The sequence below is a fragment of the Nostoc sp. JL23 genome, assembly GCF_017115065.1.
GTDB classification, from domain to species: domain Bacteria; phylum Cyanobacteriota; class Cyanobacteriia; order Cyanobacteriales; family Nostocaceae; genus Nostoc; species Nostoc punctiforme_A.
Genome location: NZ_JABXKN010000026.1, coordinates 1 through 20,857, shown reverse-complemented (window position 1 = coordinate 20,857; position 20,857 = coordinate 1). Strand labels below are relative to the sequence as shown.

Annotated in this window: 22 protein-coding genes and 5 pseudogenes; 13 read left to right on the top strand and 14 right to left on the bottom strand. The window is 42.2% G+C overall.

Features of this window, described 5'->3' with window-relative positions:
- Window positions 1–5: 5 nt before the first annotated feature.
- The 4 genes and pseudogenes from HWQ42_RS03980 to HWQ42_RS03965 all read left to right on the top strand — a co-directional run.
- Window positions 6–677 (top strand): annotated as a pseudogene (locus HWQ42_RS03980) (DevA family ABC transporter ATP-binding protein); the annotation flags it as partial.
- Between the two features lie 165 nt (window positions 678–842).
- Entirely contained in the window at window positions 843–1,358 is a 516-nt protein-coding gene (locus HWQ42_RS03975; RefSeq protein WP_367119037.1) for a GAF domain-containing protein, read from the top strand.
- Window positions 1,359–1,379: 21 nt separating this feature from the next.
- Complete coding sequence (locus HWQ42_RS03970; protein WP_292731024.1) at window positions 1,380–1,706, top strand: anti-sigma factor antagonist; 327 nt, start codon at window positions 1,380–1,382, stop codon at window positions 1,704–1,706.
- A gap of 57 nt (window positions 1,707–1,763) precedes the next feature.
- Complete coding sequence (locus tag HWQ42_RS03965) at window positions 1,764–2,153, top strand: hypothetical protein (RefSeq protein WP_292809509.1); 390 nt, start codon at window positions 1,764–1,766, stop codon at window positions 2,151–2,153.
- 238 nt (window positions 2,154–2,391) lie between these two features.
- On the opposite strand, the gene HWQ42_RS03960 is transcribed toward HWQ42_RS03965, so the two are convergent.
- Both HWQ42_RS03960 and HWQ42_RS03955 read right to left on the bottom strand, forming a co-directional pair.
- Window positions 2,392–3,768 carry an FAD-dependent oxidoreductase gene (locus HWQ42_RS03960; protein ID WP_292809507.1) on the bottom strand — a complete coding sequence of 459 codons (1,377 nt, stop codon included), beginning with the start codon at window positions 3,766–3,768 and terminating at the stop codon, window positions 2,392–2,394.
- Between the two features lie 78 nt (window positions 3,769–3,846).
- Window positions 3,847–4,122 (bottom strand): hypothetical protein, encoded by a 276-nt coding sequence (locus HWQ42_RS03955; RefSeq protein WP_292809505.1) that lies wholly within the window; start codon window positions 4,120–4,122, stop codon window positions 3,847–3,849.
- Window positions 4,123–4,183: 61 nt separating this feature from the next.
- Here HWQ42_RS03955 and HWQ42_RS03950 point away from each other — a divergent pair, with 61 nt between their 5' ends.
- Window positions 4,184–4,402 carry a hypothetical protein gene (locus tag HWQ42_RS03950; protein WP_292809503.1) on the top strand — a complete coding sequence of 73 codons (219 nt, stop codon included), beginning with the start codon at window positions 4,184–4,186 and terminating at the stop codon, window positions 4,400–4,402.
- Between the two features lie 426 nt (window positions 4,403–4,828).
- On the opposite strand, the gene HWQ42_RS03945 is transcribed toward HWQ42_RS03950, so the two are convergent.
- Window positions 4,829–5,698 (bottom strand): 2OG-Fe(II) oxygenase family protein, encoded by an 870-nt coding sequence (locus tag HWQ42_RS03945; protein ID WP_292809501.1) that lies wholly within the window; start codon window positions 5,696–5,698, stop codon window positions 4,829–4,831.
- Between the two features lie 319 nt (window positions 5,699–6,017).
- Here HWQ42_RS03945 and HWQ42_RS03940 point away from each other — a divergent pair, with 319 nt between their 5' ends.
- Window positions 6,018–6,191: a hypothetical protein gene (locus HWQ42_RS03940; RefSeq protein ID WP_292740612.1), complete on the top strand. Its 174-nt coding sequence runs from the start codon at window positions 6,018–6,020 to the stop codon at window positions 6,189–6,191.
- Between the two features lie 42 nt (window positions 6,192–6,233).
- Here HWQ42_RS03940 and HWQ42_RS03935 read toward each other — a convergent pair whose 3' ends face one another.
- The 3 genes from HWQ42_RS03935 to HWQ42_RS03925 form a co-directional block, all read right to left on the bottom strand.
- Window positions 6,234–6,686, bottom strand: a complete 453-nt coding sequence (locus tag HWQ42_RS03935; protein WP_292809499.1) for a DUF1392 family protein — start codon at window positions 6,684–6,686, stop codon at window positions 6,234–6,236.
- 163 nt (window positions 6,687–6,849) lie between these two features.
- Window positions 6,850–7,338 (bottom strand): TIGR00725 family protein, encoded by a 489-nt coding sequence (locus HWQ42_RS03930; RefSeq protein WP_292809497.1) that lies wholly within the window; start codon window positions 7,336–7,338, stop codon window positions 6,850–6,852.
- A 124-nt stretch (window positions 7,339–7,462) separates the two neighbouring features.
- Window positions 7,463–7,600: a hypothetical protein gene (locus HWQ42_RS03925; RefSeq protein WP_292740609.1), complete on the bottom strand. Its 138-nt coding sequence runs from the start codon at window positions 7,598–7,600 to the stop codon at window positions 7,463–7,465.
- Window positions 7,601–7,797: 197 nt separating this feature from the next.
- Between HWQ42_RS03925 and HWQ42_RS03920 the strand changes: the two are divergent.
- Window positions 7,798–8,175: pseudogene (locus tag HWQ42_RS03920) on the top strand (DUF3611 family protein); the annotation flags it as partial.
- A 413-nt stretch (window positions 8,176–8,588) separates the two neighbouring features.
- On the top strand, window positions 8,589–9,131 hold the full coding sequence (locus tag HWQ42_RS03915) for a hypothetical protein (RefSeq protein WP_292809495.1): 543 nt from the start codon (window positions 8,589–8,591) through the stop codon (window positions 9,129–9,131).
- A 162-nt stretch (window positions 9,132–9,293) separates the two neighbouring features.
- Here HWQ42_RS03915 and HWQ42_RS03910 read toward each other — a convergent pair whose 3' ends face one another.
- Window positions 9,294–10,646 carry a TonB family protein gene (locus tag HWQ42_RS03910; RefSeq protein WP_292809494.1) on the bottom strand — a complete coding sequence of 451 codons (1,353 nt, stop codon included), beginning with the start codon at window positions 10,644–10,646 and terminating at the stop codon, window positions 9,294–9,296.
- A gap of 263 nt (window positions 10,647–10,909) precedes the next feature.
- Entirely contained in the window at window positions 10,910–11,389 is a 480-nt protein-coding gene (locus tag HWQ42_RS03905) for a hypothetical protein (protein WP_292809492.1), read from the bottom strand.
- A gap of 193 nt (window positions 11,390–11,582) precedes the next feature.
- On the opposite strand from HWQ42_RS03905, the gene HWQ42_RS03900 reads away from it, so the two are divergent.
- The 4 genes from HWQ42_RS03900 to fghA all read left to right on the top strand — a co-directional run bounded on the left by HWQ42_RS03900 (window position 11,583) and on the right by fghA (window position 14,829).
- Entirely contained in the window at window positions 11,583–11,819 is a 237-nt protein-coding gene (locus tag HWQ42_RS03900; protein WP_292809490.1) for a hypothetical protein, read from the top strand.
- Between the two features lie 220 nt (window positions 11,820–12,039).
- On the top strand, window positions 12,040–12,492 hold the full coding sequence (locus HWQ42_RS03895) for an Hsp20/alpha crystallin family protein (RefSeq protein WP_292740595.1): 453 nt from the start codon (window positions 12,040–12,042) through the stop codon (window positions 12,490–12,492).
- 325 nt (window positions 12,493–12,817) lie between these two features.
- Complete coding sequence (locus HWQ42_RS03890) at window positions 12,818–13,714, top strand: SDR family oxidoreductase (RefSeq protein WP_367119036.1); 897 nt, start codon at window positions 12,818–12,820, stop codon at window positions 13,712–13,714.
- Between the two features lie 239 nt (window positions 13,715–13,953).
- Window positions 13,954–14,829, top strand: a complete 876-nt coding sequence (fghA, locus tag HWQ42_RS03885) for an S-formylglutathione hydrolase (RefSeq protein WP_292809488.1) — start codon at window positions 13,954–13,956, stop codon at window positions 14,827–14,829.
- 39 nt (window positions 14,830–14,868) lie between these two features.
- Here fghA and HWQ42_RS03880 read toward each other — a convergent pair whose 3' ends face one another.
- The 6 genes and pseudogenes from HWQ42_RS03880 to HWQ42_RS03855 all read right to left on the bottom strand — a co-directional run bounded on the left by HWQ42_RS03880 (window position 14,869) and on the right by HWQ42_RS03855 (window position 20,074).
- On the bottom strand, window positions 14,869–15,936 hold the full coding sequence (locus HWQ42_RS03880) for a WD40 repeat domain-containing protein (protein WP_292809486.1): 1,068 nt from the start codon (window positions 15,934–15,936) through the stop codon (window positions 14,869–14,871).
- 46 nt (window positions 15,937–15,982) lie between these two features.
- Window positions 15,983–16,072, bottom strand: a pseudogene (locus tag HWQ42_RS03875) (type II toxin-antitoxin system VapC family toxin); the annotation flags it as partial.
- 324 nt (window positions 16,073–16,396) lie between these two features.
- A complete protein-coding gene (locus HWQ42_RS03870) occupies window positions 16,397–16,624 on the bottom strand; it encodes a hypothetical protein (RefSeq protein WP_292809485.1) in 228 nt (75 codons plus the stop codon).
- Complete coding sequence (locus HWQ42_RS03865) at window positions 16,621–16,938, bottom strand: hypothetical protein (protein ID WP_292809484.1); 318 nt, start codon at window positions 16,936–16,938, stop codon at window positions 16,621–16,623. The genes HWQ42_RS03870 and HWQ42_RS03865 overlap by 4 nt, the downstream gene beginning before the upstream one ends.
- A 232-nt stretch (window positions 16,939–17,170) precedes the next feature.
- Window positions 17,171–17,450: pseudogene (locus HWQ42_RS03860) on the bottom strand (HU family DNA-binding protein).
- Between the two features lie 104 nt (window positions 17,451–17,554).
- Window positions 17,555–20,074: a molybdopterin-dependent oxidoreductase gene (locus HWQ42_RS03855; protein ID WP_292809482.1), complete on the bottom strand. Its 2,520-nt coding sequence runs from the start codon at window positions 20,072–20,074 to the stop codon at window positions 17,555–17,557.
- Between the two features lie 548 nt (window positions 20,075–20,622).
- On the opposite strand from HWQ42_RS03855, the pseudogene HWQ42_RS03850 reads away from it, so the two are divergent.
- Window positions 20,623–20,857, top strand: a pseudogene (locus HWQ42_RS03850) (alpha/beta hydrolase); the annotation flags it as partial.

Sequence of the window (20,857 nt, the reverse complement as noted above, 5' to 3'; positions counted from 1 at the left end):
AACTGATGTCTACCAAACCAATTATTCAAATCGAAAACATCAATCACTATTATGGAAAGGGTCAATTACGCAAACAAATATTATTTGATATTTCTTTGAAGATTTATCCTGGAGAAATTGTGATTATGTCCGGCCCCTCCGGGTCTGGGAAGACAACACTGCTGACTTTAATTGGGGGATTGCGTTCTGTTCAGGAAGGTAGCCTTCAAGTACTAGGACACGAGTTAAGCGGAGTGAGTAATCGGTTGCTGGAAAATGTCCGCAAGCAGATAGGGTTCATTTTTCAAGCTCATAATTTGTTAGGTTCCCTAACCGCAAACCAAAATGTGCAAATGTCTTTGGTGCTGAATGATGCGATCGCAATGGAAGAAGCGCAAGAGCGATCGCAAGCAATATTAGAGCAAGTGGGACTGCAAAAGCGGATTCATTCTTATCCGCACCAGTTATCGGGTGGACAAAAACAACGAGTGGCGATCGCACGGGCTTTGGTAAATCGACCCCAACTGATTTTGGCAGATGAACCAACAGCAGCGCTAGACAAAGCCAGTGGTCGAGATGTGGTGGAATTGATGCAAAAACTGGCAAAGCAGCAGAATTGTACAATTTTGCTAGTAACCCATGACAATCGGATTTTAGATATTGCCGATCGGATTGTTCATCTAGAAGATGGCCGTTTAGCATCGCCTACAGAGCAAGCAATTCTAGACATTGAGAGTACAACGACCTCATTAGTTAAAGCAAAGAAAGAGGAATTGAGCCGCAAGATCCAAGAATTAACCATCCCTCAATTTTTGAGTTTGCTTCAAAAGCTCAAAGAAGAATTTGAACAAGTTTTGCAAGCAATGGATATTCTCAGCGAGCAAATGCTAGAAGCAAATATTGAGGAAGTGATTAGGGCTTTAGCCTTGAAAATCGCCCAAATTATGGCTGCGGATCGAGCTACTATCTTTGTCGTTGATGAGGTAAAAAATCAGCTCTGGGCTAAGGTTGTCCCCAATGAAAACGAAGAAGCATTAGAAATTTTCCTACCGATGAATGGTAGCATTACTGGTTATGTTGCCACAAAGGGTGAAAGTATGAATGTAACTGATGCTCAGAACGATCCTCGGTTCTATCGAGAAATCGATCGAGTCACTGGATATCATACTCGTAATATCCTTTGTTTGCCGATGTTCAATAGCAGAAATCGAGTGTTTGCAGTGGTGCTTTTAACCAATAAATTAGGAGATACTTCCTTTGATGCTAATGACGAAAGTCAGTTCTGCGAACTAACTACACCCCTAAGTGTCATATTAGAAGGCAGTCTTTCAGTGCTGGAACAATATCGATCGCGAGTGATTCAGAATTTGCAGTTGTAGAATTGATATAAGGAAAAGATTATGGCTTTCAGTGCCACACTAAAAATTAGCAATGATGTCGCTAAAATCACTTTGTCTGGAGAATTGGATGCCATGACTGCACCGATTTTCAAGATAGAGGTAGAGAAAGCAGTAGCTGAACATCCAAAACACCTCGTGTTGTTGATGGAAGACTTAGAATATATGGCCAGTGGGGGTCTGCGGGTACTTATTTTTGCCAAACAAACAATAGATGCGGCTGCGGATATTTACATAGTTGCTCCCCAGGAAATGGTATTAGAAACACTCAAAAAAACTGGATTCGATCAAAGCGTGCTTATAGTCGATGAATATGTCGCTTCGCTCTAATTCAAAAGACATCTCCGAAAACAGTCAAAGCCTTTCTATGGCTCTCAAGTCAAACCCATGCCCGATTCAGAAGACCCAAAGCAAGTCTCCAGCAACGACTTACGCAATTCCCAGTTTGGCGGTGGGTTGATTAACACTGACACAGTGAATGCTGGGCAAATTGGCGGCGACATCTACAACATTCACCTTGGGCAGCAGACGGCGGTATCAGGTAATTCAGTCCAATCCCAGAATCAACGCCAGCGATCGCTTTCTAAAAGAGACTCACTCGAAAAAGCCTACACCCTTCAAAGCCAGAAAGTTGCAAATCGACGAACAGCGTTGGTTATTGAAACCGATGTATCCCGCAAGTTTCAATACGAACAACAGCTTCAGGCAGAGGAATGCACACCGGGGGAGCTTGGTGACAAGTTGGATGCAACGAAGGCATGTGCTTGTTCATTTTGAATCAGCAAAGATTCAACTTGATATATAGCTGATTGCACAAAATTTCATCATTTTTAGATTTAAAGTTAGCTAGGCAATGGAGATGATTGTGTGATTTTTAGTGCCTCCGCATGAGTATAGAAAACTCGATCAGTTCTTTTTCCTGATTGGATAGTTCAGCATGGGGAAAAGCGACCCCTTGCAGATATCTTGAAGCGCTCGCTCATATTCAAGTTAGTAGTTATTGGTTGCTCCTTTGTTACATATTGGGACAGGTTGGCATATCATCTCCAACGAGTAGCCTTGCGAGACTGGGCAACGCCTCACCGTAAGTTGGGTGAATGTGAACCGATTGTTCGAGTACCTGCCACGTTGCTTTAGCTTCCATCAGCGACAAAAAGACATGCACGAGTTCAGCCGTTTCGTATCCAACCAGCGTTGCTCCTAAAATCAAATTTGTATCGGTGTCGATGACCATGCGGTAGAAACCCAGATCGTGCCCCCACTCAATGCTACGGGCGATGTAAGCCATTGGTAGGGTGACTTCGCGGGCAGCAATGCCCTGTTTGTGAGCCTGCTCTAGCGTCATCCCTACCCGGCCCACTTGTGGCTCTGTGTAAACGGCATAGCCTAACACCCGATCGTTGCGTGTCCGATGTTCGCCACACAGAATGGCTTTCAAGCGACGATAGTCTTCCCAAGAAACATGGGTAAAAGCAGGCTGCTTGGCAGCGTCCCCGATCGCATAAATTCCAGGGCAAGTCGTTTGAAACTGATCATCGATTTTAATAAAACCCTGTGCATCTAATTCAACGCCTGTCACCACAGAATTTAATGCCTGAGTATTCGGTTTGCGTCCAGTCGCAATCAGCAATGCTTCTCCATCGAGTACTTCGCCATTATTCAGCGTTAGGGTAAACACACCGTTGGTATAAGCAACTTGCTGAACCGTCACATTGAAATGCAGTCCAATTCCGTCTTGCTCAAAGGCATCAGCAAGCACAGCACTGACATCGGATTCTTCTTGAGCCAGCAGCCGATCGCCCCGCACAATCAATTCGGTTTGGCTCCCTAAACGCGCCATTCCTTGCCCTAACTCTAGGGCAATATAGCCACCGCCGACTACGAGCAAGCGGGGCGGAATCTGCTGCAAATCAAAGAAATTTCGGTTGGTCAGATAAGGCGTTCCAGCTAAACCAGGAATATCAGGAATAGTAGAGGATGTTCCTGTGTTGATAACAATGATCGGAGCCTCCACAGCCACACCTCCTCCGCTTACAGTTCGCTCTCCGGTGAAAGCAGCTTCAGCGCAGACAACTCTAACTCCTGCACTGTCTAGTCGCCGTTTGACACCCTGGTTAAACTGGCTGCGAATGCTACGCACACGCTCCATCACTGTAGAAAAATTGACTTCAAGGAGCGCGTGTATGCCTAGCTTTGCGGCTTGTCGAGCGCGACCTGCGGCGTGGGCAGCAGCTAGAAAGGCTTTAGAAGGTGTACAGCCATAGTTGATGCAACTGCCGCCCAACGCATCGCGCTCAAACAGAACGACGTTCTTCCCTGCTTTGGCAAAGTCAGCTGCGAGGGGAACTCCGCCCTGACCGCTGCCAATCACAATCACATCTGCTGTTTCCATTGTTACCTCGGTTGATAGTTGGTCATTACAGTTTGTCGAGTACGACTGGCTTTAATTAAATCGGCTTCTCTCTCCACACTAACGCAGTGACCTAAATGCCACGCGGATCTCTTCGGCAAAGAGTTTCGGCTGTTCCCAGTCCGCAAAGTGACCGCCCTTGCAAGGCGCGATCGCAGCCTTGAGATCATCCGGATCAGATAGCGTGTTGGCATCAATCATGATCGGGTCGGACGGATTGGAACCCGTGAGGCGCAAGCGACCTCGGTTTTTGGGATGGGCGACTGCCCCGAATAACGTCCAGCCTGCATCGGGTAAGCCAAACCGGGCGACATTCTCGGCAGTGGATTTTGGCACTTCAGCCTGACAGACAAATAGATTTGGACTGTCCAGCCCGGACTGGTCGCCCTTGAAAAAGATGGCTTCGGACAGGTTGTTTCGGGGTGTGATCGCTTCTCCTGATATTCCCAAACACAATCAAATGCCACATGGTCTTGAAAATTTTGCCCCACACCGGGAAGGTGCTGCACGACCGGAATTCCCAAACGCTGCAACTCAGCCTCATCGCCATATTCTCAATAAAAACAGGTTTATTTCGTCGCGATCGCATCCCGAAATACCCTATTTCCGTTCTTGATTTTAGCACCTCACAAAATCGCATTGCTCCCGTCTGTTACCCACTTTAAAGAATTATGTCGAGACACTCCGTGCCAGACATAAAACGTCCTTGTGACAAGCCCCCGACTTCAGTCAGGGTAAACTTGCGATAGCGTTAACCAAATTCGGCGCTTTTTTGTCCCCGGCTTCTAACAAGCCACAAAACTTGTGGCTCTTGTCTTTATCCCCGTTACAAAACTGTACTTCTGACTTGCGACTTCTTTAATTGCGATTTGGCTTGACTGGCAGAGCTTTCACATCAACGTAACATCGAATGAAACAGACAACCCCCGCAGTCACCTTCCTTAGATGTTGCTAACAAACTTTTTGACGTAATTAGAGTTTCTTTTGAGCAGTAACTTTTACTCAGCATTGGCTCAACGTCGTGCTATCCATGTACAGCACTCTAAAACGCTGTTTGGCGCAGTTCTGGAAATACTTTGGAGACTTTATTCAGAAGATAATCGCCATAAGTTCCGTGAAATTCATGGACACTAGCTTTATCCCAGCGATCGTTTTGATCGTCATTCACTACTATGCCGTTGAGTTCAATGGGTTTGACTTCAATGTTGAAATTGGGATCAAAGAAGAATGGAAATGACAAGCGATTACTTGTTGATCGGTTCTGAACGCGGTGGGGTGTTGAGCGATACAGTCCTTGTGTCATACGATCGAGCATATCCCCAATGTTGCATACGAATGAACCAGGAATAGGAGGTGCATCTATCCAACCAGACTTTAATTTGACTTGTAATCCACCGACATCATCTTGTTTTAGTATAGTCAATACTCCATAATCTGTATGTTCGCCAACGCCCCATTTAGATTCAGATAATGATGAATTAGGAGGGTAATTGAAAATCCGAAATAATATCAATGGGTTTTTCGTATAAAGGTCTGCAAAGTAGGACTTTTCTAACCCCAAACTTAGAGCAATACCAGCCATTAGGGCGTGTCCAAGTCTGGTCATTGAGTCTATATAATCCAGCACTGTTTCCCGAAATTGGGGAATATTAGATGGAAAAAGATTTTGACCGTGCATTGGTACACCAGTTTTCACAAGTGGGTGGTCTGATTCTAGTTCTGTACCAAAGTAAATACCTTCTTTTAAGTCCGGTCTACCTGATGTCAACTCATTACCCACGGGGAAATATCCCCGCCATGCTTTACCACCAAGAGCCATACGAATCTTCAGTTTGGTTTCTACATCCTGCGCGAAAAACTGTTGGCTGAGATGTTCTAACTGCTTTTGTAGTTGCTCATTAACTCCATCCAATTTCCATATTCTTCATCCTGGATACTGATATCCACAATTACATAGTTTGTGCTACTTGATACTGTAATTTTATCAGCTAAACAATAAGGCTCAAAAACTGATGGAGCAACTACAGTTTTAAGGAAACGAAACATTAATTGTCGCGTCCCCCAATTCGCCATCTATAACATGATGTCGAAATACTTTTCTAGAACTTCCTTGGGTTCACCTCGAAAGTCTCCATAGCTGTAGGTAAAAATTGCGTTTGTTGCACTCAGTTGTACACGGCTCGATAAACTACTTATATATGCTTGTTCTGATGTAGTTAATGGTCGGTCTAATGCCTAAGAAAAACGAGGTAAAATCGGAAACATCTACCATTGTAGTATCGCCACTTTCAGATGCAGCAGAACCCCAACTCGTAGGAAATGCTGAAGATGTGGCTCAACCAATGGAAAATTCCCTGGATAGTGATGACATCTTAAACTCACTCAAAACCATGACGATCGGGTGATAGTAACCTATAGCCTTACTCTTGAATATCAAATGACAATAGTTATACACTAACATTAACTAAATCAACATCAGCAAGCCATATTGTTCTGCTTTGGGTAGACACTTCTTCTAAAGTTGGGGAGCGCCACTCTACCCCATAAAGCCAATTATCTTTGAGACTAAAAATTCCTTGAATAATACGGCGTGTCGGTCGTTCACCGAAATCAACCTCAACTATGTCCCCCAATCTAAAAGCTGGAGTAGAAACAGTGGACTTTTCTAGTACATTTGTTGTATGAAATTCTTGTTCAGCTAAGTAGAGAGTTTCATTCTGGCAAACAATTGCATAAATCCATTCTTGTCCTGACCACTCAACACCACAGCAATAACCTGATAAGTCTGAGATTGGCAACAAAACTTTTTCTAACATTCTCACTGCTAGTGGATGCATTTCCTTACCCCACCAAGGAGAAATATGCCAACAGGATTCTAAGGCGGTAATTTGGTTAATCATCTGGGAATGTAGTTCTCTTTTTTATACATACACTCTCTTGGAGCAGTCTGATCCGGAATATAATTTAAATTTCGGGAAGCTAACGCAACAGATGGGGATTCAAACCCAATCAATTCGAGAGCCTTCCAATTTGAGAAGACTTTACTGATTCAGTAATTCGTAACTAAGATAAAATTGTTTTGGCAGTGGCGATCGCCTGCTCCACACTCTCCACAATATAAATATTTTCTGGCGACAGTTTTTTAAAGAAAAGTTGACTTTCTTCATCATTATTCAACAAAATTACTTGCTTATTTGCTTTCAAAGCTAGAGCAATTTCTGAAGCGGTTCCTGCACCCATTCCGCAAGCAATTACCAAATCACTGGTGAGAACGTTAATATTGTTTCTAGAATTACCCATGTCTGTGAAAATAGCAATATCCACCCAAGAGGACATACCATCCTGATTCTCACCCGGAAGAATACCAATAGTTAAACCATCAGCAGATTTTGCACCTTTACTTACTGCATCCATTACCCCTACATTTCTACCACCAGTGAGCAAAACCCATCCTTGTTTGGCAATTACTTGACCCAATATATAAGCATTTTGTAAATCATTTGCTGTCGCATTTTCTCCTCTCCCCATAACCCCAATAATAATTTTTCGCATAAAATTTCAGATGATACTGTTTTTGGGCGACAAGTCAAAGCTGTCTCCCTAAAAGGGCTATTGACTGAGACGTTGGGAAGACAGCAATCACGCTCAAAGGGCAGTGAGGCGAACGCGCTTCACTTTAATAGTTTTTTGCCTGCTCATCCAAAAAACACCATAACCACTGTTCTCCTAACTCAGCCAAGCTAATTACTGAATGTCCAGTTTCTTCATCTTGTTGCCAGTAAAGCACGTTATTTGTGTAATATTTATAACTCAATATTTACCTTCCCCCTACCGTTGCCATATCCTGCCTTAAGAACAGCAAGCGCTACGGTTTTGCAGTATATAGTCCGAGTAAACAGTGTTATTTGTATTAGCAGATTCAGTAAGAGTATATCTTTGAATATACCCATATATGAATATGCTTTACTCCTTTCATCTCAGCAATTAGATACTTGTTCAAGATTTATCTGAGTATTTTTGGGAATTATTGGAATTTTAGTGCTGTGTTTCCGACTTTACTGGATGAACCGCTACAGACGTTTAGACAAGCTTTTACAGTCGCCTAATCGGGAATTACATCCAAGTAAACAGGATGTAATTCAAGTATTACAAATTGGGTTAATTGTCAGTTTTATAGGGCTATTGTTAGCTTTTTTAGCATCTGAAGTGACTGTTATTGCTGTATTAGCGAAAACCCTAGCTCTGCCTCAAACAATAGCAGTCTATAGACCTGAAAATGTCATTCGGTCTCTAGATATTTTTGTGGTTTTGGCAAATGTCAATCTGATTGGCGCTCACTTTGTCGGAGGCGCTACTTCCCTTGGGCTGCTTAACTGGTTAGAGCAATAGTCAGTAAAATGATACACTTAAAAAAAATTCTTTGTATATTTTTAACTGGACAATTGCTGTTCGATTTCAAAAGCCCTGAGAAAAATCCAGGGCTTTATTTACAGAGAGTTTATTAAATACTGCACCCTGACATTTTGCAAAAGTTCCTTTTGCAAGATGTCTTAATTAGGCACTGAGCCAATCCAACCCCCTCACAAATCCAAAGGCATCAATTTGTAAAACTATACAGTTTTGACATATTTATCACACAACATTGACATAAGTGTAAATAAAATCTTAAAAAAGAAAGAACTCTTAATTAATGAACTAATCTATTGGAATTCGAATAAGTCAAAAACTTAACTGACTTAATTACACACAGTTGAGTCGGAAAAAAATAATCATTTGAATTTTACTTCTAGTATTTCTCAATTATGAACCTTAACCCTAACCTCAAAGATATACCCCCAAATTCTCCCCGCCGTCAAATTCTCAAAACTGCTCTTACCTTTGTGACTGGCGGAAGCACGACATCATTGGTTTCTTTTTTGATGCCTAAATCCACAAAACCAGCACAAGCAATTGTTGTGCAACGACCAAATGAGTTTGAGCTTGAGGGCAAAAGCACTCAGATAAAGTATTCAATTCTCAATGAAGTTTCACAGCTTGATTACAGAACACAAAACATTTACCAGCATTTTAGTGGCGAGCAAATTCAGACATTAGATACTGATATTGGTACACTACTGACGGTAATTATTAGCAAACCACCAAACCCTGACATTGGAGGAAATATAGTCAAACTGAGCTTCTTGTTACCAATTATCAATCTAGCTATCGGCAAAAAAGAAACTTCCTTCATTACTGAAGCCATTTTGACGACTCAAAAAACATCAGGATTTATCCGTACTCCCCTGTTTGGACAATTACAGTCATATCAGACTTTAGCGCTCAGAGGAACCGCTAGATACCACTAGTACCACAAGGCGGAATTCAAAATAATTATTAATTTATCATTCATAATTCCTAATTAAAGTTTGATTCCCCTGCCTCCTTTGCAACGCCAGCTTACCCATTTCACTGTTAGAGCATTGCTCCCCCCCCCGATATTTTGTGCTGCTGCCTTTGTTTTCCTGTTGTTAGCCACCATCCCTCCATAAATTTAGTTCGCCATAAACATTGATATCAAATGTAAATTCAATATCAATGTAGTTCTTGCGATATCCTGTGGGCAAAGGTGCAAAAGGTGCAGCTCGTTGTATCGCATTCATTGCTACTTCATCAGTCACACGAAATCCAGAGGTTTGTACAATATTGAGATTGTTAACTTCACCTGAACGATTAATAGTGAAGTTAAGCACCGTTCGCCGATTAGACTGGCTCATTCCTGGTAGCCACTGCTGCTGAACGCGTTTCTTTAATTTGTTTAAGTAAGAGGTGAGGTCTACATCTTGACTGCTGGCATCAACACCAGAAGTCCCAATGCGATCGCGGTTGGAATTAGGCACAGCTGCAAGTTGATCGCCGCGATAATTCTGACTAGATACACCCACAGTACCACCCAACAAACTTGCCGCACCTGTTTTTAGAGATGACTGAGCTTGAGTCGGTGTTTGCCCACTGAATCCAACTCTCGACTGCCTTAACTTTTTCGGATTCTTGGGTACTGGTAGTGTCGTAGCTCTTTCAAATGCTGTTTTTCCCAACTGGGCTGGCTGTGGTCTAGTCACGGGTGCTACTGCAATTTTCTTAGAATTAGGTAGTTGTGCCGTGGTTGAAGGTGCTGAAGGTATTTGTTTTGGGTTAAGTACTAAAGGTGTTGTCAAAGGTGCTGTTTTCAGATGCGGAACTGGCTGTGCCGTAGTAATCGGTGCTACTGCAATTTTTTGAGAGTTAGATACTTGCGCTGTAGTTGCAGATGCTGAAGGTATTTGCTTTGGATTGGGTGCTGTTTTAAAAAATGGAACTGGCAGTGGTGTGGTCATTGGTACTACTGCAATTTTTTGAGAGTTAGATACTTGTGTCTTGCTTGCAGATGCTGATGCCGTTTTTGGAGATTTGAATTGCGGTTGTTGACCAGATCGATTTGGTAATTCCGTTTTCTGCTGCTGCCGTCCTGTCTGGAATACCTTGAGAGGAGATGAGACTGTTAAGTCAAAAGAACGCTCGTTATCGGCTTTCTGTCCTACCAGATTCGCTGACTTCACCACAGAAATAGGTCTTTTTGGCAAAGCTTTACCGCCAGCAAGAGAATTTTTGGTAGCCCTCAATGAGGAAGGAGAAGTTATGTCTGTTTTCTGAGGAGGAACTTCAACTATCTCGATTGGAATCTCTTGGCTAATTTCTTGCTTCGGCTCATGCATCAAAGCTCTGTACCAATATTTGCTCCCCACTAAAAAAATAGAGTGTAGCAGGATAGAAGTAACTACACCTTGCACCATATCGAGAGGGCGCACACTCCGATGGTACAGAAATTTATCAAATGAAGCCATGTGATTGTACTTTCTTTAATAGCATCCTCAGCAGTCTATTTATAGAGTACAAGTTTCTGTTATTTTCGGTTGTATATAATTCCTCGCACAAGCAGGGAGGCTCTTGAGGTAAGGGAAGAGAAATAAATAAGTGTATAAGTAATCTATTTCAGTAGTAAAAAATACGCTTATTTATCTCTTTACTTCCCCAGCAAGAACTGCCTATTTCACGAGGATCTCACTTTTTCGCGTTGCTCTCCTGGCTATCTTGTATCTAAGACTACCTAAAAATTCTGCGGTGGGAGTGGCTGCCCTTGGCTCTTTGGAACATTAACTACGTTTAAAGCTTTGGCAATTGCAATAACGTCATTATCTAATATTTGAGCTTTAGGATTGCCAGGACAACTGATGTCTTGCGACTGCTGATCGGCTAACTTAATGGTAGTTATTGTACCAAAAGAAACAGATTTTACGCAACTTTGTTGAACTGGTAAATTAGATAAAGGTTCAGCAATCTTCACGTCACGAAAGAACTTTTTTGTGAGTTTTTGGGACAATTTACCTTGATGAGAGCCTTTCCCATCAACATAATTAACTTCTCCAGTCGGTGATACGTAAATCCGGTATCCAATCGTATTTGTAGAACCACTATTGACGATAATTGCAACGTTTAAGGGTACAAGTGCCATTGCTAATTGAGACGAACAAAGCAAAAATGATACACCTGCTAACCCTAGTAAGCTGTGAGAAAAAATCCGATTCATATAATAAATTTCCTCATTCTCATTTATGAGTCTTGATTGTCAAAATTTTATCACCTTTGTCTCGATAAATTTCTTTCATTTCCTGACTTTAAACAAGCTTTTCAGTTCAAAATTTTAGTCATACTTTTGTTATAAGTTTGTCATCTTTATGTCAAGTTAATATGAAATAATTAAACTCCTCCAGCTTACGTCTATGGCAGTTTTTTATTGCACGCTAGAAGCTAGATTCACAACTGTACCCAATGGTGAATTGTCAGATGTGCGTTCTCCAGTTATTTCTTCAGTTACCTCTGTCATTGCTCCAAATGGAACACTATTGTTGATTACTCGTGTTCGAGACACAGAAGCTGAACTCTCTGCCCCACCTTGGCCATTATCAGCTCGCCTACCTAACTGTACTATCCCCTTCAATAGCAGAATAATTAGTTGATTATTATTGGTATTAATAGTTATTATTCGGGTTTGCCGAACCAAAAAATTAGAGGAAACCGTAATCTTTTTTAATGCCTACAATGGTACGGCAATCATCAATTATTTGGTGATAAAAACCGAATGTACAGGAGTTTTAAGCATATTTATTATGAATACATAAGCACCAAAGCAAGTGCAAAAACGATAAAACAAGAACTGAATTTTTCTGAGAAAGAGTTATGGCACTAGTTCGTTACAACCCCTGGCAAGAATTGAACGCTTTTGAACGTCACATCAACGGCTTATTTGGAGATACCAGAGTACCATCTGCACGATTTAACAGAGATTTTATCAGAGTTCCTGCGGCTGAACTACAAGAAACTGATGATGCTATTCATTTGAAGCTAGAACTACCAGGGCTGGAAGCTAAAGATTTAGATATTCAAGTCACCGAAGACGCTGTTCACATTAGCGGTGAGCGCAAGTCTGAAACAAAAACAGAGGAAAAAGGTGTTACTAGAAGTGAGTTTAATTACGGGAAATTTAAACGCGTAATTCCTCTATCAGTTCGGGTTCAAAACACTAAGGTTACGGCAGATTATAAAAATGGTATCTTGAATCTAATATTGCCTAAAACTGAGCAAGAAAAGAACAAAGTTGTCAAGGTTAATCTTGAACAACCTGCTGCATAGAGTGAAACTACTCTACCTCCAATGATTCATTGAAATAGCTAAAAGCCCAGTTATGAGATGACTGGGCTTTTTTGTATGCGATGTCTAAGACGATTGGTGTCGCTTGGATTTCCTCTCTACTCTACGAGACGCTACTCGCGTTCGCTTACCGCAGAGCGAGTAAAAATTCAAATTTTAGTGGACGAGCTTGGCGCTCACGCAATTCACGAGCCTTTTGTTCACAGGCTTGGCGTGAACATTATTCTGCTCAAAGGGTGAGGAATCGTTTTCCCGAATGCTTGATACTTGAGTCAAGAATAGCAAAAACTATTAAAACAACTAAGTGATGAAATCCGATCGATTAGAGATGCAAGACCCCCGGCAGCAATATCCCGCTCCGCCCTTTCCTCAACAACCGCAGCCCGTACCAGGACTTGCTCAAAAGATGCAGCTCCAACCGGATCACGGTGAGCAGAGCTACATTGGATGTGGAAAGCTTGCAGGTCGGAAGGCATTGGTCACTGGAGCTGATTCTGGTATCGGGCGTGCTGTTGCGATCGCATTTGCGCGGGAAGGTGCTGATGTCGCTATCGGCTATCTTAAGAGCGAAGAGGCTGATGCTCAAGAGGTGATCCAATTGATTGAACAATCAGGGCGCAAAGCGGTTGCGCTTCCGGGTGACATCACCGACGAGCATTTTTGCCAAAAGCTGGTGACAGATGCAGTGCAATCTTTGAACGGTTTAGATATTCTGGTGAACAATGCTGGCGCACAGACATCTTACCCATCAATTAGCGATATCACGACTGAGCATTTCGATAAAGTGATGAAGACAAACCTCTATGCGCTATTTTGGATTACCAAAGCTGCCATTCCACATCTTTTGCCTGGAGCATCAATTATTAACACCACTTCGATTCAGGCATATCAACCTTCAGCGAGTCTGCTTGACTATGCGATGACCAAAGCTGGCATTGAGAATTTCAGTAAATCTCTCGCCAAACAGATGATCCACAAGGGAGTGCGCGTTAATGCAGTCGCACCTGGTCCATTCTGGACACCGCTACAGCCGAGTGGTGGTCAGACCCAGGATAAGATCGAGAAATTTGGTTCTGAAGTTCCCCTCGGAAGACCTGGGCAACCCGTGGAAATTGCTCCTGTGTATGTGTTGCTTGCTTCCCAAGAAGGCAGCTACATCACCGGAGAAGTTTATGGTGTAACAGGGGGCATCGGGATTGCCTAGTTAAAAAGACATCTTGGCAAAAGTTACTTTTGCTTTCCGGTTGGGGTGCATGTTAAAGGGGAAGGGAAAATTCTATCCCTTTACCTCTTCCCCCTTCCCCTTTTCCCCTGCCCCAAATCCTTTACTTCGTGGGGGCCCCACCTTCCCCCTTACCCTTTTCCCCGCTTTCGTCACGAAAGCGAACTACTACGCTAAAATAACCATTCTCCGCAGCCGCTCAGGAAAGCAGAATATAACTAATGGCTAACCTCAACCTGATTTCAGAACATAAAAGCTTTGGTGGCAAACTCGGTTTCTACAGTCATCACTCCTCCACCTGTAACGCTGAAATGCGCTTTAGCATCTATCAACCACCACAAGCAACTCAAAATCCTGTACCGATTCTCTATTTCCTCTCTGGATTAACTTGCACGGAAGAGAATTTTATGGCGAAGGCGGGAGGAGTGCAACGCTTTGCCGCTGAGTACGGTTTGATATTGGTCGCACCAGATACCAGTCCGCGTAATACTGGCATTGCAGGTGAGGATGATGACTGGGACTTTGGCACTGGTACAGGTTTTTATGTTGATGCTACAGAAGAACCGTGGCGTCAAAACTACCAAATGTATAGTTATATCGTCCAGGAATTACCTGCTTTAATTACTGCAAATTTCCCCACCCAACCTAATAAACAAGGCATTTTCGGTCATTCGATGGGCGGACATGGGGCACTTGTCTGTGCAATGAGAAACCCAGAACTCTACAAATCAGTATCAGCCTTTGCACCAATCACTGCACCTATGCGTTGTCCTTGGGGTCAAAAGGCTTTTAGTGGTTATCTTGGCAGCAATCAAGAAAATTGGCGTGCTTATGATGCTAGTGAATTAGTCAAGCAAGTAGGTTATCACAGTTCAATTCTTATTGATCAAGGGACTTGTGATAAATTTTTAGCTAAACAATTACTGCCAGAGGTGTTTAAGCAAGTTTGTACAGATGTTAACCAGCCGCTAAACTTGCGTTACCAAGAAGGCTATGACCACAGTTATTATTTCATCGCCAGTTTTATTGAAGATCATATCCGCCACCATGCGAGCGCTTTTAAAAAACTAGACCGGAAAACAGGAATTCAGATTTGACACTTTTCTTAAGTTTTATATTGTAGTTAAACAATGCAGTTATTTAAATTGCCAAATATGTATAGTACTATCCTCATTGCTACTAGCAAGGGTTTTACCATCCCGGCTCAGAGCAAGCCCTAAAACCGAACTGGAACCATCTCTCCATGTGTGCAATAGTTTTAAAGTCTCTAAGCTCCACAGTTTAATAGTGCCATCATAATTGCCGCAAATCAGAATTTTCCCATCGGGGCTGATGGCAAGCGATTCAACTGAACTAAAATTATCAGTAAACTCATGCAGCAGTTTTCCACTTTGAAGATTCCATAACTTCAGGGTACTGATTGCACGATTTCGAGAAACTAGCTGACCAAAACTACCAGTAACAAGCTTTTTGCTATCTGGAGTAATGGCAATAGCATCAACTCCGGTTTTGTGCCCTTTGAGAATATGGCGTGTTTTTTTAGTTTGCAAATCAATCAGCCTAATTGTATTATCATCGCCACCCCCAGCACTTACAAGGGTTTGCATATCAGGGCTAAATGCAACTTTACTCACAAATCCTGAGTGTGCAGCAATACTATCAAGCAGCTTAAGCGTGTGTAAATCCCAAAGCTTGATTGTGCCATCGTCATTGCCACTAGCAATCAATTTACCATCTGAACTAATCGCAATGGTTTCTACTGGTTGGGTATGCCCACTGTCGCCCTTTAGCATAAGGAAAGTGCGTAAATCCCAAACCTTCATTGTTGGGGTGCTTATCCCACCAGTTACAATCCTCTTGTCATCTGGACTAATCGCAATTGAAGTAACACCATCTGAGTGAGCGTTTAAACTACGCAACAATTTTCCAGTACGTAAATTCCAGACTTTAATTGTATCATCTCTACCTCCACTGATCAGGGTTTGCCCCGAAGAACTAATCACGACTGCTCGAACACCAAAAGTCACTTTTTTATGCCCAGTCAGTGTGTGAACAAGTTGAATCTGTGGTTGGGACTGAGTAATTTTACTCATGTCTATAGGAAGATTTGAACTAGAAGAATGTATATCAATAACAGTGATGTTTACTGCAATTGCTAAAACTATAATGACTGGTCTGGATTTGAGAAAATTCAATAATTTCATGGTGCCCAGGAACGCAATTACATAACATGGTTCCCATTTGATGGGACGCGATCGCAGCTATTTGGAAATCATTAGGGCCTATTGGAGTACCTTTTGCGAATAATTCTGCACGAATTCTACCGTAAGTGAGGGCAGCGACAGCTTAAAATTAAAAGTACATCATCCTCTAAGAGATACTGTCCATACACCTAAGAAATGTAACTTTATGCAGATAGAGCAGGTAGAAAAAGAGATAACCACGATTCGTTTGAGTCAAGAAGAAGTGGTAATTATAAACAATGCTTTAAATGAGGTATGCAACGGATTATATCTGAACGAGTTTTCGACTCGAATAGGTGCGTCAAGGGCAAATGTGGAGAAGTTACTTTTCCAAATAGGGAAAATCATTGATGCAATGAAGTAGATAAATTATTTAGCTCAACAAGCTCGGTCTTTTTACTGAGTTAAATAAATTTGCTTCTTACCTTAAGTTATTGTAGTATTGCAATCCATTTGAAGGTACAAACATTGTACCTGCGTCGGAATTAGCTGGATCAACAATAAATACAGTGCCTTTGTTAGAACTAGTACCGGGTAAATAATGAGACGGATTTATGACTCCCCAGAAGGCTCTTTTCCCCTGTCCAAAAGGTTTTGACTGTGCATTTGTTGCCTTGGAGTTAAGGATATCTTTAGCAATTTTTGTCATAACACGCTGTGTTGGGCTATGGCTAAGAGTAGCGATAAAAAAGGTCGAGCATAATTACTCGGCTGAAGATTTAGACCTAAAGTTTTTATTTTCCCTTTCCCTGCACATACTTGTGCAGCATGAACTGCTTCATGAATTAGAGTCTGAGTACCAATATGTAGCTCAAAAACTACTGGGCTAATCCAAATTTTTTTGTCAGCCTCTCTCAATAATCCATAAGCTCCTCGCTTTGGTGGTAGCTCAATTATTATCTGGAACCCTTGATTTTCTAATTGGTTTTTTAAATTAATAAATTTTGGTTCGAAAGTAGGCAATTGTGAAATAAATAAGAAAGAAGTTAATAGTAAGGTTTGGATCATTTTGATAAACAACAGGAGATGCTCCAAGAAAAGGCATCACGAAGGCAGGTGTTGGTGCAGCGATCGCGCTTTTTTTACATCTGCAATTCAACACTCACATTCTCCCTGCCGTTGCCATACCCTGTCTTTATAAGAGCGAGGGCTACGGCTTTGCAGTGATTGGATTGCTAGTGGTAAAGCAATTTATCTATGGCGCTACTTTTTCTTTAAACTGTTTCCCAGCAGAAAACGCAGGCACAATGGTAGCTGGGATAGTCATTGGTTTATTGGTTTTGGGATTACGCCCTTCGCGTTCGGAACGATCGCGCCGCTCAAATGAGCCAAACCCTACCAGCGTTATCTTCTCTCCATTGGCTACAGCTTCAATAATTACTGACAAAAAAGCACTGATGACTTCATCAGCTTGCTTGCTTTTTTATGATGTTGGTCTTTGCTGCTACAGCATCCACTAATTCGCCTTTGTTCATAAATCACCCTGAAGTCTTGTCTTGAAAAGTTGGGCGCACGGAAACCGTGACGCACTCTGCTAAAAGCTAGTTTAAAAAAGTATGAACGTTTCACCTAGATATTTCTAATTAACCTTTTTTAGCCGACAGGCAAAGCATTTAAAAGCTTGCTGTCCAGAAAGATTATCGTAGTACTGCTGATCTATCAAAGTATTAGCTCCTTCATAATAAGGTGTTCCCAACTCTTCTGCCATTTTTTGCCCAGGTCCAAACCAATTAGGAACAAAAATAGTGTCCTCTCGAATTCCTGACCAAATCAATGCAGTGCCAATGATTGAGCCTCTGGGGCTTTCAACTATGATTTCATCACCATTTTTAATACCTGCTTTTTTTGCTGCCTGTGGATGGATTTGTACTAGGCGAACACCATTTATTTGCTTGCCTGTATAAGTCCAGTGGGTTACAGAGTGAAAATGAACTACACTCGATCTACCAGTCATTCCCATCAGTGGGTACTGCTTGTGTACCTCACCAGAAGAGATTTTTCCTAATTTGACGTTTTGAGTTAGAGCCTGCGGATTCACTGGATTTTTTACCAACTCAGATGCATACTCAATAGTAGGATGCTTACCTGTTACCTCTGGATGGGTATAAAAGCTTGGCAGAGCAGAGTGCCCAGCTTCAGCTAGCCGAGTTTGCAATTCGGGAGTGTAAATTTCTACTTTGCCACTAAGAGTCAGGAATCGCTTACCAATATTATTAGGATTAAGAGCTGATGCGGCTTCATACCAAGAGGGATGATCCAAGTAAAGTGTGCTGACACCAGGATGATTCACTGTTGGGCAAGGCCAGCGCAAAGGTTCTGTTCTTTGAGATAGCCTTTGTTGAGTCATGCCTCCCATTCCTGGAGTATTCCTTAAAAAAGTTGCCCACAGATTGCTATAGTCTTTCCAAGAATCAGGAAAGTTATCTGTCCAGTATTCTGGCGGATTGCGTTTGTCTAATTTCGCTGTGGCGTGTGCTAAATCAATCCAGATATGCCAATCTGGTTTGGACTCACCTACCGGAGTAACCACTTGTTCTTGCCAACGGATTGCTCGATCGTCCCGTCGCATATAAACGGTTTCCATTTCAAAACCACTGGTTACGGGCAAAATAATATCAGCATAGTACGCTGACTCTTCCATAAACAATCCAGTGTAAACATAAAATTCTAATTGCCGATAAGCCTGTTGTACTTTAATTGTGTCTGAACAAGCTAACAGAGGATTCCCCTGAGTAACGATCGCTTTAAGCTGATAAGGTTTACCTGAAATAATCGATTGGGCAAAATAATCTGGCCCAACTGGTAGTGCAATATCTTTGCTAGGTGTTTTACCAATAATAGCTGGCAAATTCAATTCCCCTGGCCAAGTATTGTGCATGAAATTGCAACCACCGCCATTAATCCCAATATTGCCTGTAATTGCAGCTAGGAATGTCAAACAACGGTAAGTGTCAAAAGCCCCTAATTGATGAGAAATCCCAGCGTTGCAGAAAATAGCAGCAGGCTTAGTTTTGGCATAAGCCTCAGCTAGAAGCCTAATCTTTAATGCTGGAACATCCGTTACAATTGCTGCCCACTCTGGTGTGTAGCCCTTGCTCTGGAGGTGATTTTTCAGTTCATCAAAACCCAGTACCCACTCTTTTACAAAAGCAGCATCGTATAAGTTGTTAGTTACGATGTGATAAAGCATTGCCAAAACCAAAGCCAAGTCAGTGTGTGGTTTCGGTGCAATCCACTCATCAGCTTGCGCTCCTGTAGGAGTCAAGCGCGGGTCAATAACTACTAGTTTGGCTTTGGTCTGAACACGACTTCTGAGAAGATAGGCAAAGGTTACAGGATGCGTTTCCGCTTGATTCGTACCTAAAAATAGAAAGAATTTGGCACTTCCCAAGTCTTCTTTTTTGGTCACATCATCGATTCCGTAACCGTTTGTAAAATTACCCAAGCCAAACGTCCATGCCAAAGCATTGCCACCAGCATCGTTGCATACAGGTCCAACATCAGTATTATTAGGACTGCCCAGCAGACTGAAGTAGCGCCCGACCAGAGAACCTGTCCCCCGTGGGAGTCTGCCAGAGGTTTTGTTCGCGATCGCTCTGGCTTCACCTGTATCCCTGAGTGCCAAAAACTTGCTAGCTATAATCGAAAGTGCTTCATCCCAAGAAATTGGCTCAAATTTAGAATCAGCTTCACCTTTGTTTCCACCAACCCGCTTCATTGGGTTTTTCAAGCGAAAACGATTGTAAACTAGCTGGGTCATCATTGGCCCCTTAATACAAAAGCCACCAGCCTGTACTGGGTCATTGGCTTCACCTGAAACATCTATAATCCGCCCGTCTTTAAGATGAACTTTCAATCGGCACAGACAATTGCAGAATTGGCAAGCACTATTTACAATCTTGTCTGGCTCTAAGGCAGCCGATTTCTGAATAAAATCAAATTCAGTACTTTGGAGAGGGATTGCCCGATCGTCCCCAATACTTGCAGCATCTGCCACTTCTTTTTTTAGTAACTCTGCTGCACTTACAGCAGCTGTACTAATAGCTACCCCTTGAAGAAAACCACGTCGTGAGGTCTTCTTCCTGCCTTTTGATGTCATGGAGATCCTCTCCCTACATATCGCACTTATTACAGCATTTCACAAATGGGAGTGCAATTTAACTGCATTTTAAATAGATAGCTACATACTTGAACAACTCAGTATATTCCTGGCTTTGTTCTACAAACCAGAAAAACAGCACCTATCTACAAGCGATCCCAGTCTATAACCATATCCAATGGATAGCAAAAAATGTATCACTTAATACAATGCTAGCATTCGTTACAAAAGCTATTGCCCTAAGCACTGTGCCGAATGGTAATCACAATCCTTTGTGCCAAGTCCAAGTCATTCGCGCAGTATCTCGTAAAGCCTGCGGCATAGCAACTCTTAGAGACGCTACGCTCCCGCTTGCTTCGACTTAGGAGTACGCTTAGGGCACAGCCTCTTTAAGAGTTGAGAAGGTATTCCATCAGTAATTCAACAAACAACCAACAATAATAAATACTCAACACGACTTTTAGATTAGCTATTTTTTTCCTACAGTAATTCTTATAATATTTCTGGTTTCGTTTCAGTTCCAAATTTGATTAAAGCTTTGAACACCAGTGTTTCCTAATTTTCTACCATCACAAGTTAATCAACTAATAGACCCAACAGCGATCGCTTTTGTCCAAAGTATTGAGAGAATTGCCCTTGCAACCAGCTTGAGCCAACACCCAATCTCCACAACCTATATTCACAAAGATAGTAAAGGCACACCAATTCTGCTGCTACACGGCTTCGATAGTTCCATCCTAGAGTTCCGTCTTCTGTTGCCATTACTTGCTACTCAAAATGAAA

Coding starts and splice junctions, on each gene's coding strand:
- HWQ42_RS03975 (WP_367119037.1), top strand. CDS start 843: ATGGATATTCTCAGCGAGCAAATGCTAGAAGCAAATATTGAGGAAGTG.
- HWQ42_RS03970 (WP_292731024.1), top strand. CDS start 1,380: ATGGCTTTCAGTGCCACACTAAAAATTAGCAATGATGTCGCTAAAATC.
- HWQ42_RS03965 (WP_292809509.1), top strand. CDS start 1,764: ATGCCCGATTCAGAAGACCCAAAGCAAGTCTCCAGCAACGACTTACGC.
- HWQ42_RS03960 (WP_292809507.1), bottom strand. CDS start 3,768: ATGGAAACAGCAGATGTGATTGTGATTGGCAGCGGTCAGGGCGGAGTT.
- HWQ42_RS03950 (WP_292809503.1), top strand. CDS start 4,184: ATGGCTTCGGACAGGTTGTTTCGGGGTGTGATCGCTTCTCCTGATATT.
- HWQ42_RS03940 (WP_292740612.1), top strand. CDS start 6,018: ATGCCTAAGAAAAACGAGGTAAAATCGGAAACATCTACCATTGTAGTA.
- HWQ42_RS03935 (WP_292809499.1), bottom strand. CDS start 6,686: ATGATTAACCAAATTACCGCCTTAGAATCCTGTTGGCATATTTCTCCT.
- HWQ42_RS03930 (WP_292809497.1), bottom strand. CDS start 7,338: ATGCGAAAAATTATTATTGGGGTTATGGGGAGAGGAGAAAATGCGACA.
- HWQ42_RS03915 (WP_292809495.1), top strand. CDS start 8,589: ATGAACCTTAACCCTAACCTCAAAGATATACCCCCAAATTCTCCCCGC.
- HWQ42_RS03910 (WP_292809494.1), bottom strand. CDS start 10,646: ATGGCTTCATTTGATAAATTTCTGTACCATCGGAGTGTGCGCCCTCTC.
- HWQ42_RS03905 (WP_292809492.1), bottom strand. CDS start 11,389: ATGAATCGGATTTTTTCTCACAGCTTACTAGGGTTAGCAGGTGTATCA.
- HWQ42_RS03900 (WP_292809490.1), top strand. CDS start 11,583: ATGGCAGTTTTTTATTGCACGCTAGAAGCTAGATTCACAACTGTACCC.
- HWQ42_RS03895 (WP_292740595.1), top strand. CDS start 12,040: ATGGCACTAGTTCGTTACAACCCCTGGCAAGAATTGAACGCTTTTGAA.
- HWQ42_RS03890 (WP_367119036.1), top strand. CDS start 12,818: ATGAAATCCGATCGATTAGAGATGCAAGACCCCCGGCAGCAATATCCC.
- fghA (WP_292809488.1), top strand. CDS start 13,954: ATGGCTAACCTCAACCTGATTTCAGAACATAAAAGCTTTGGTGGCAAA.
- HWQ42_RS03880 (WP_292809486.1), bottom strand. CDS start 15,936: ATGAAATTATTGAATTTTCTCAAATCCAGACCAGTCATTATAGTTTTA.
- HWQ42_RS03870 (WP_292809485.1), bottom strand. CDS start 16,624: ATGACAAAAATTGCTAAAGATATCCTTAACTCCAAGGCAACAAATGCA.
- HWQ42_RS03855 (WP_292809482.1), bottom strand. CDS start 20,074: ATGACATCAAAAGGCAGGAAGAAGACCTCACGACGTGGTTTTCTTCAA.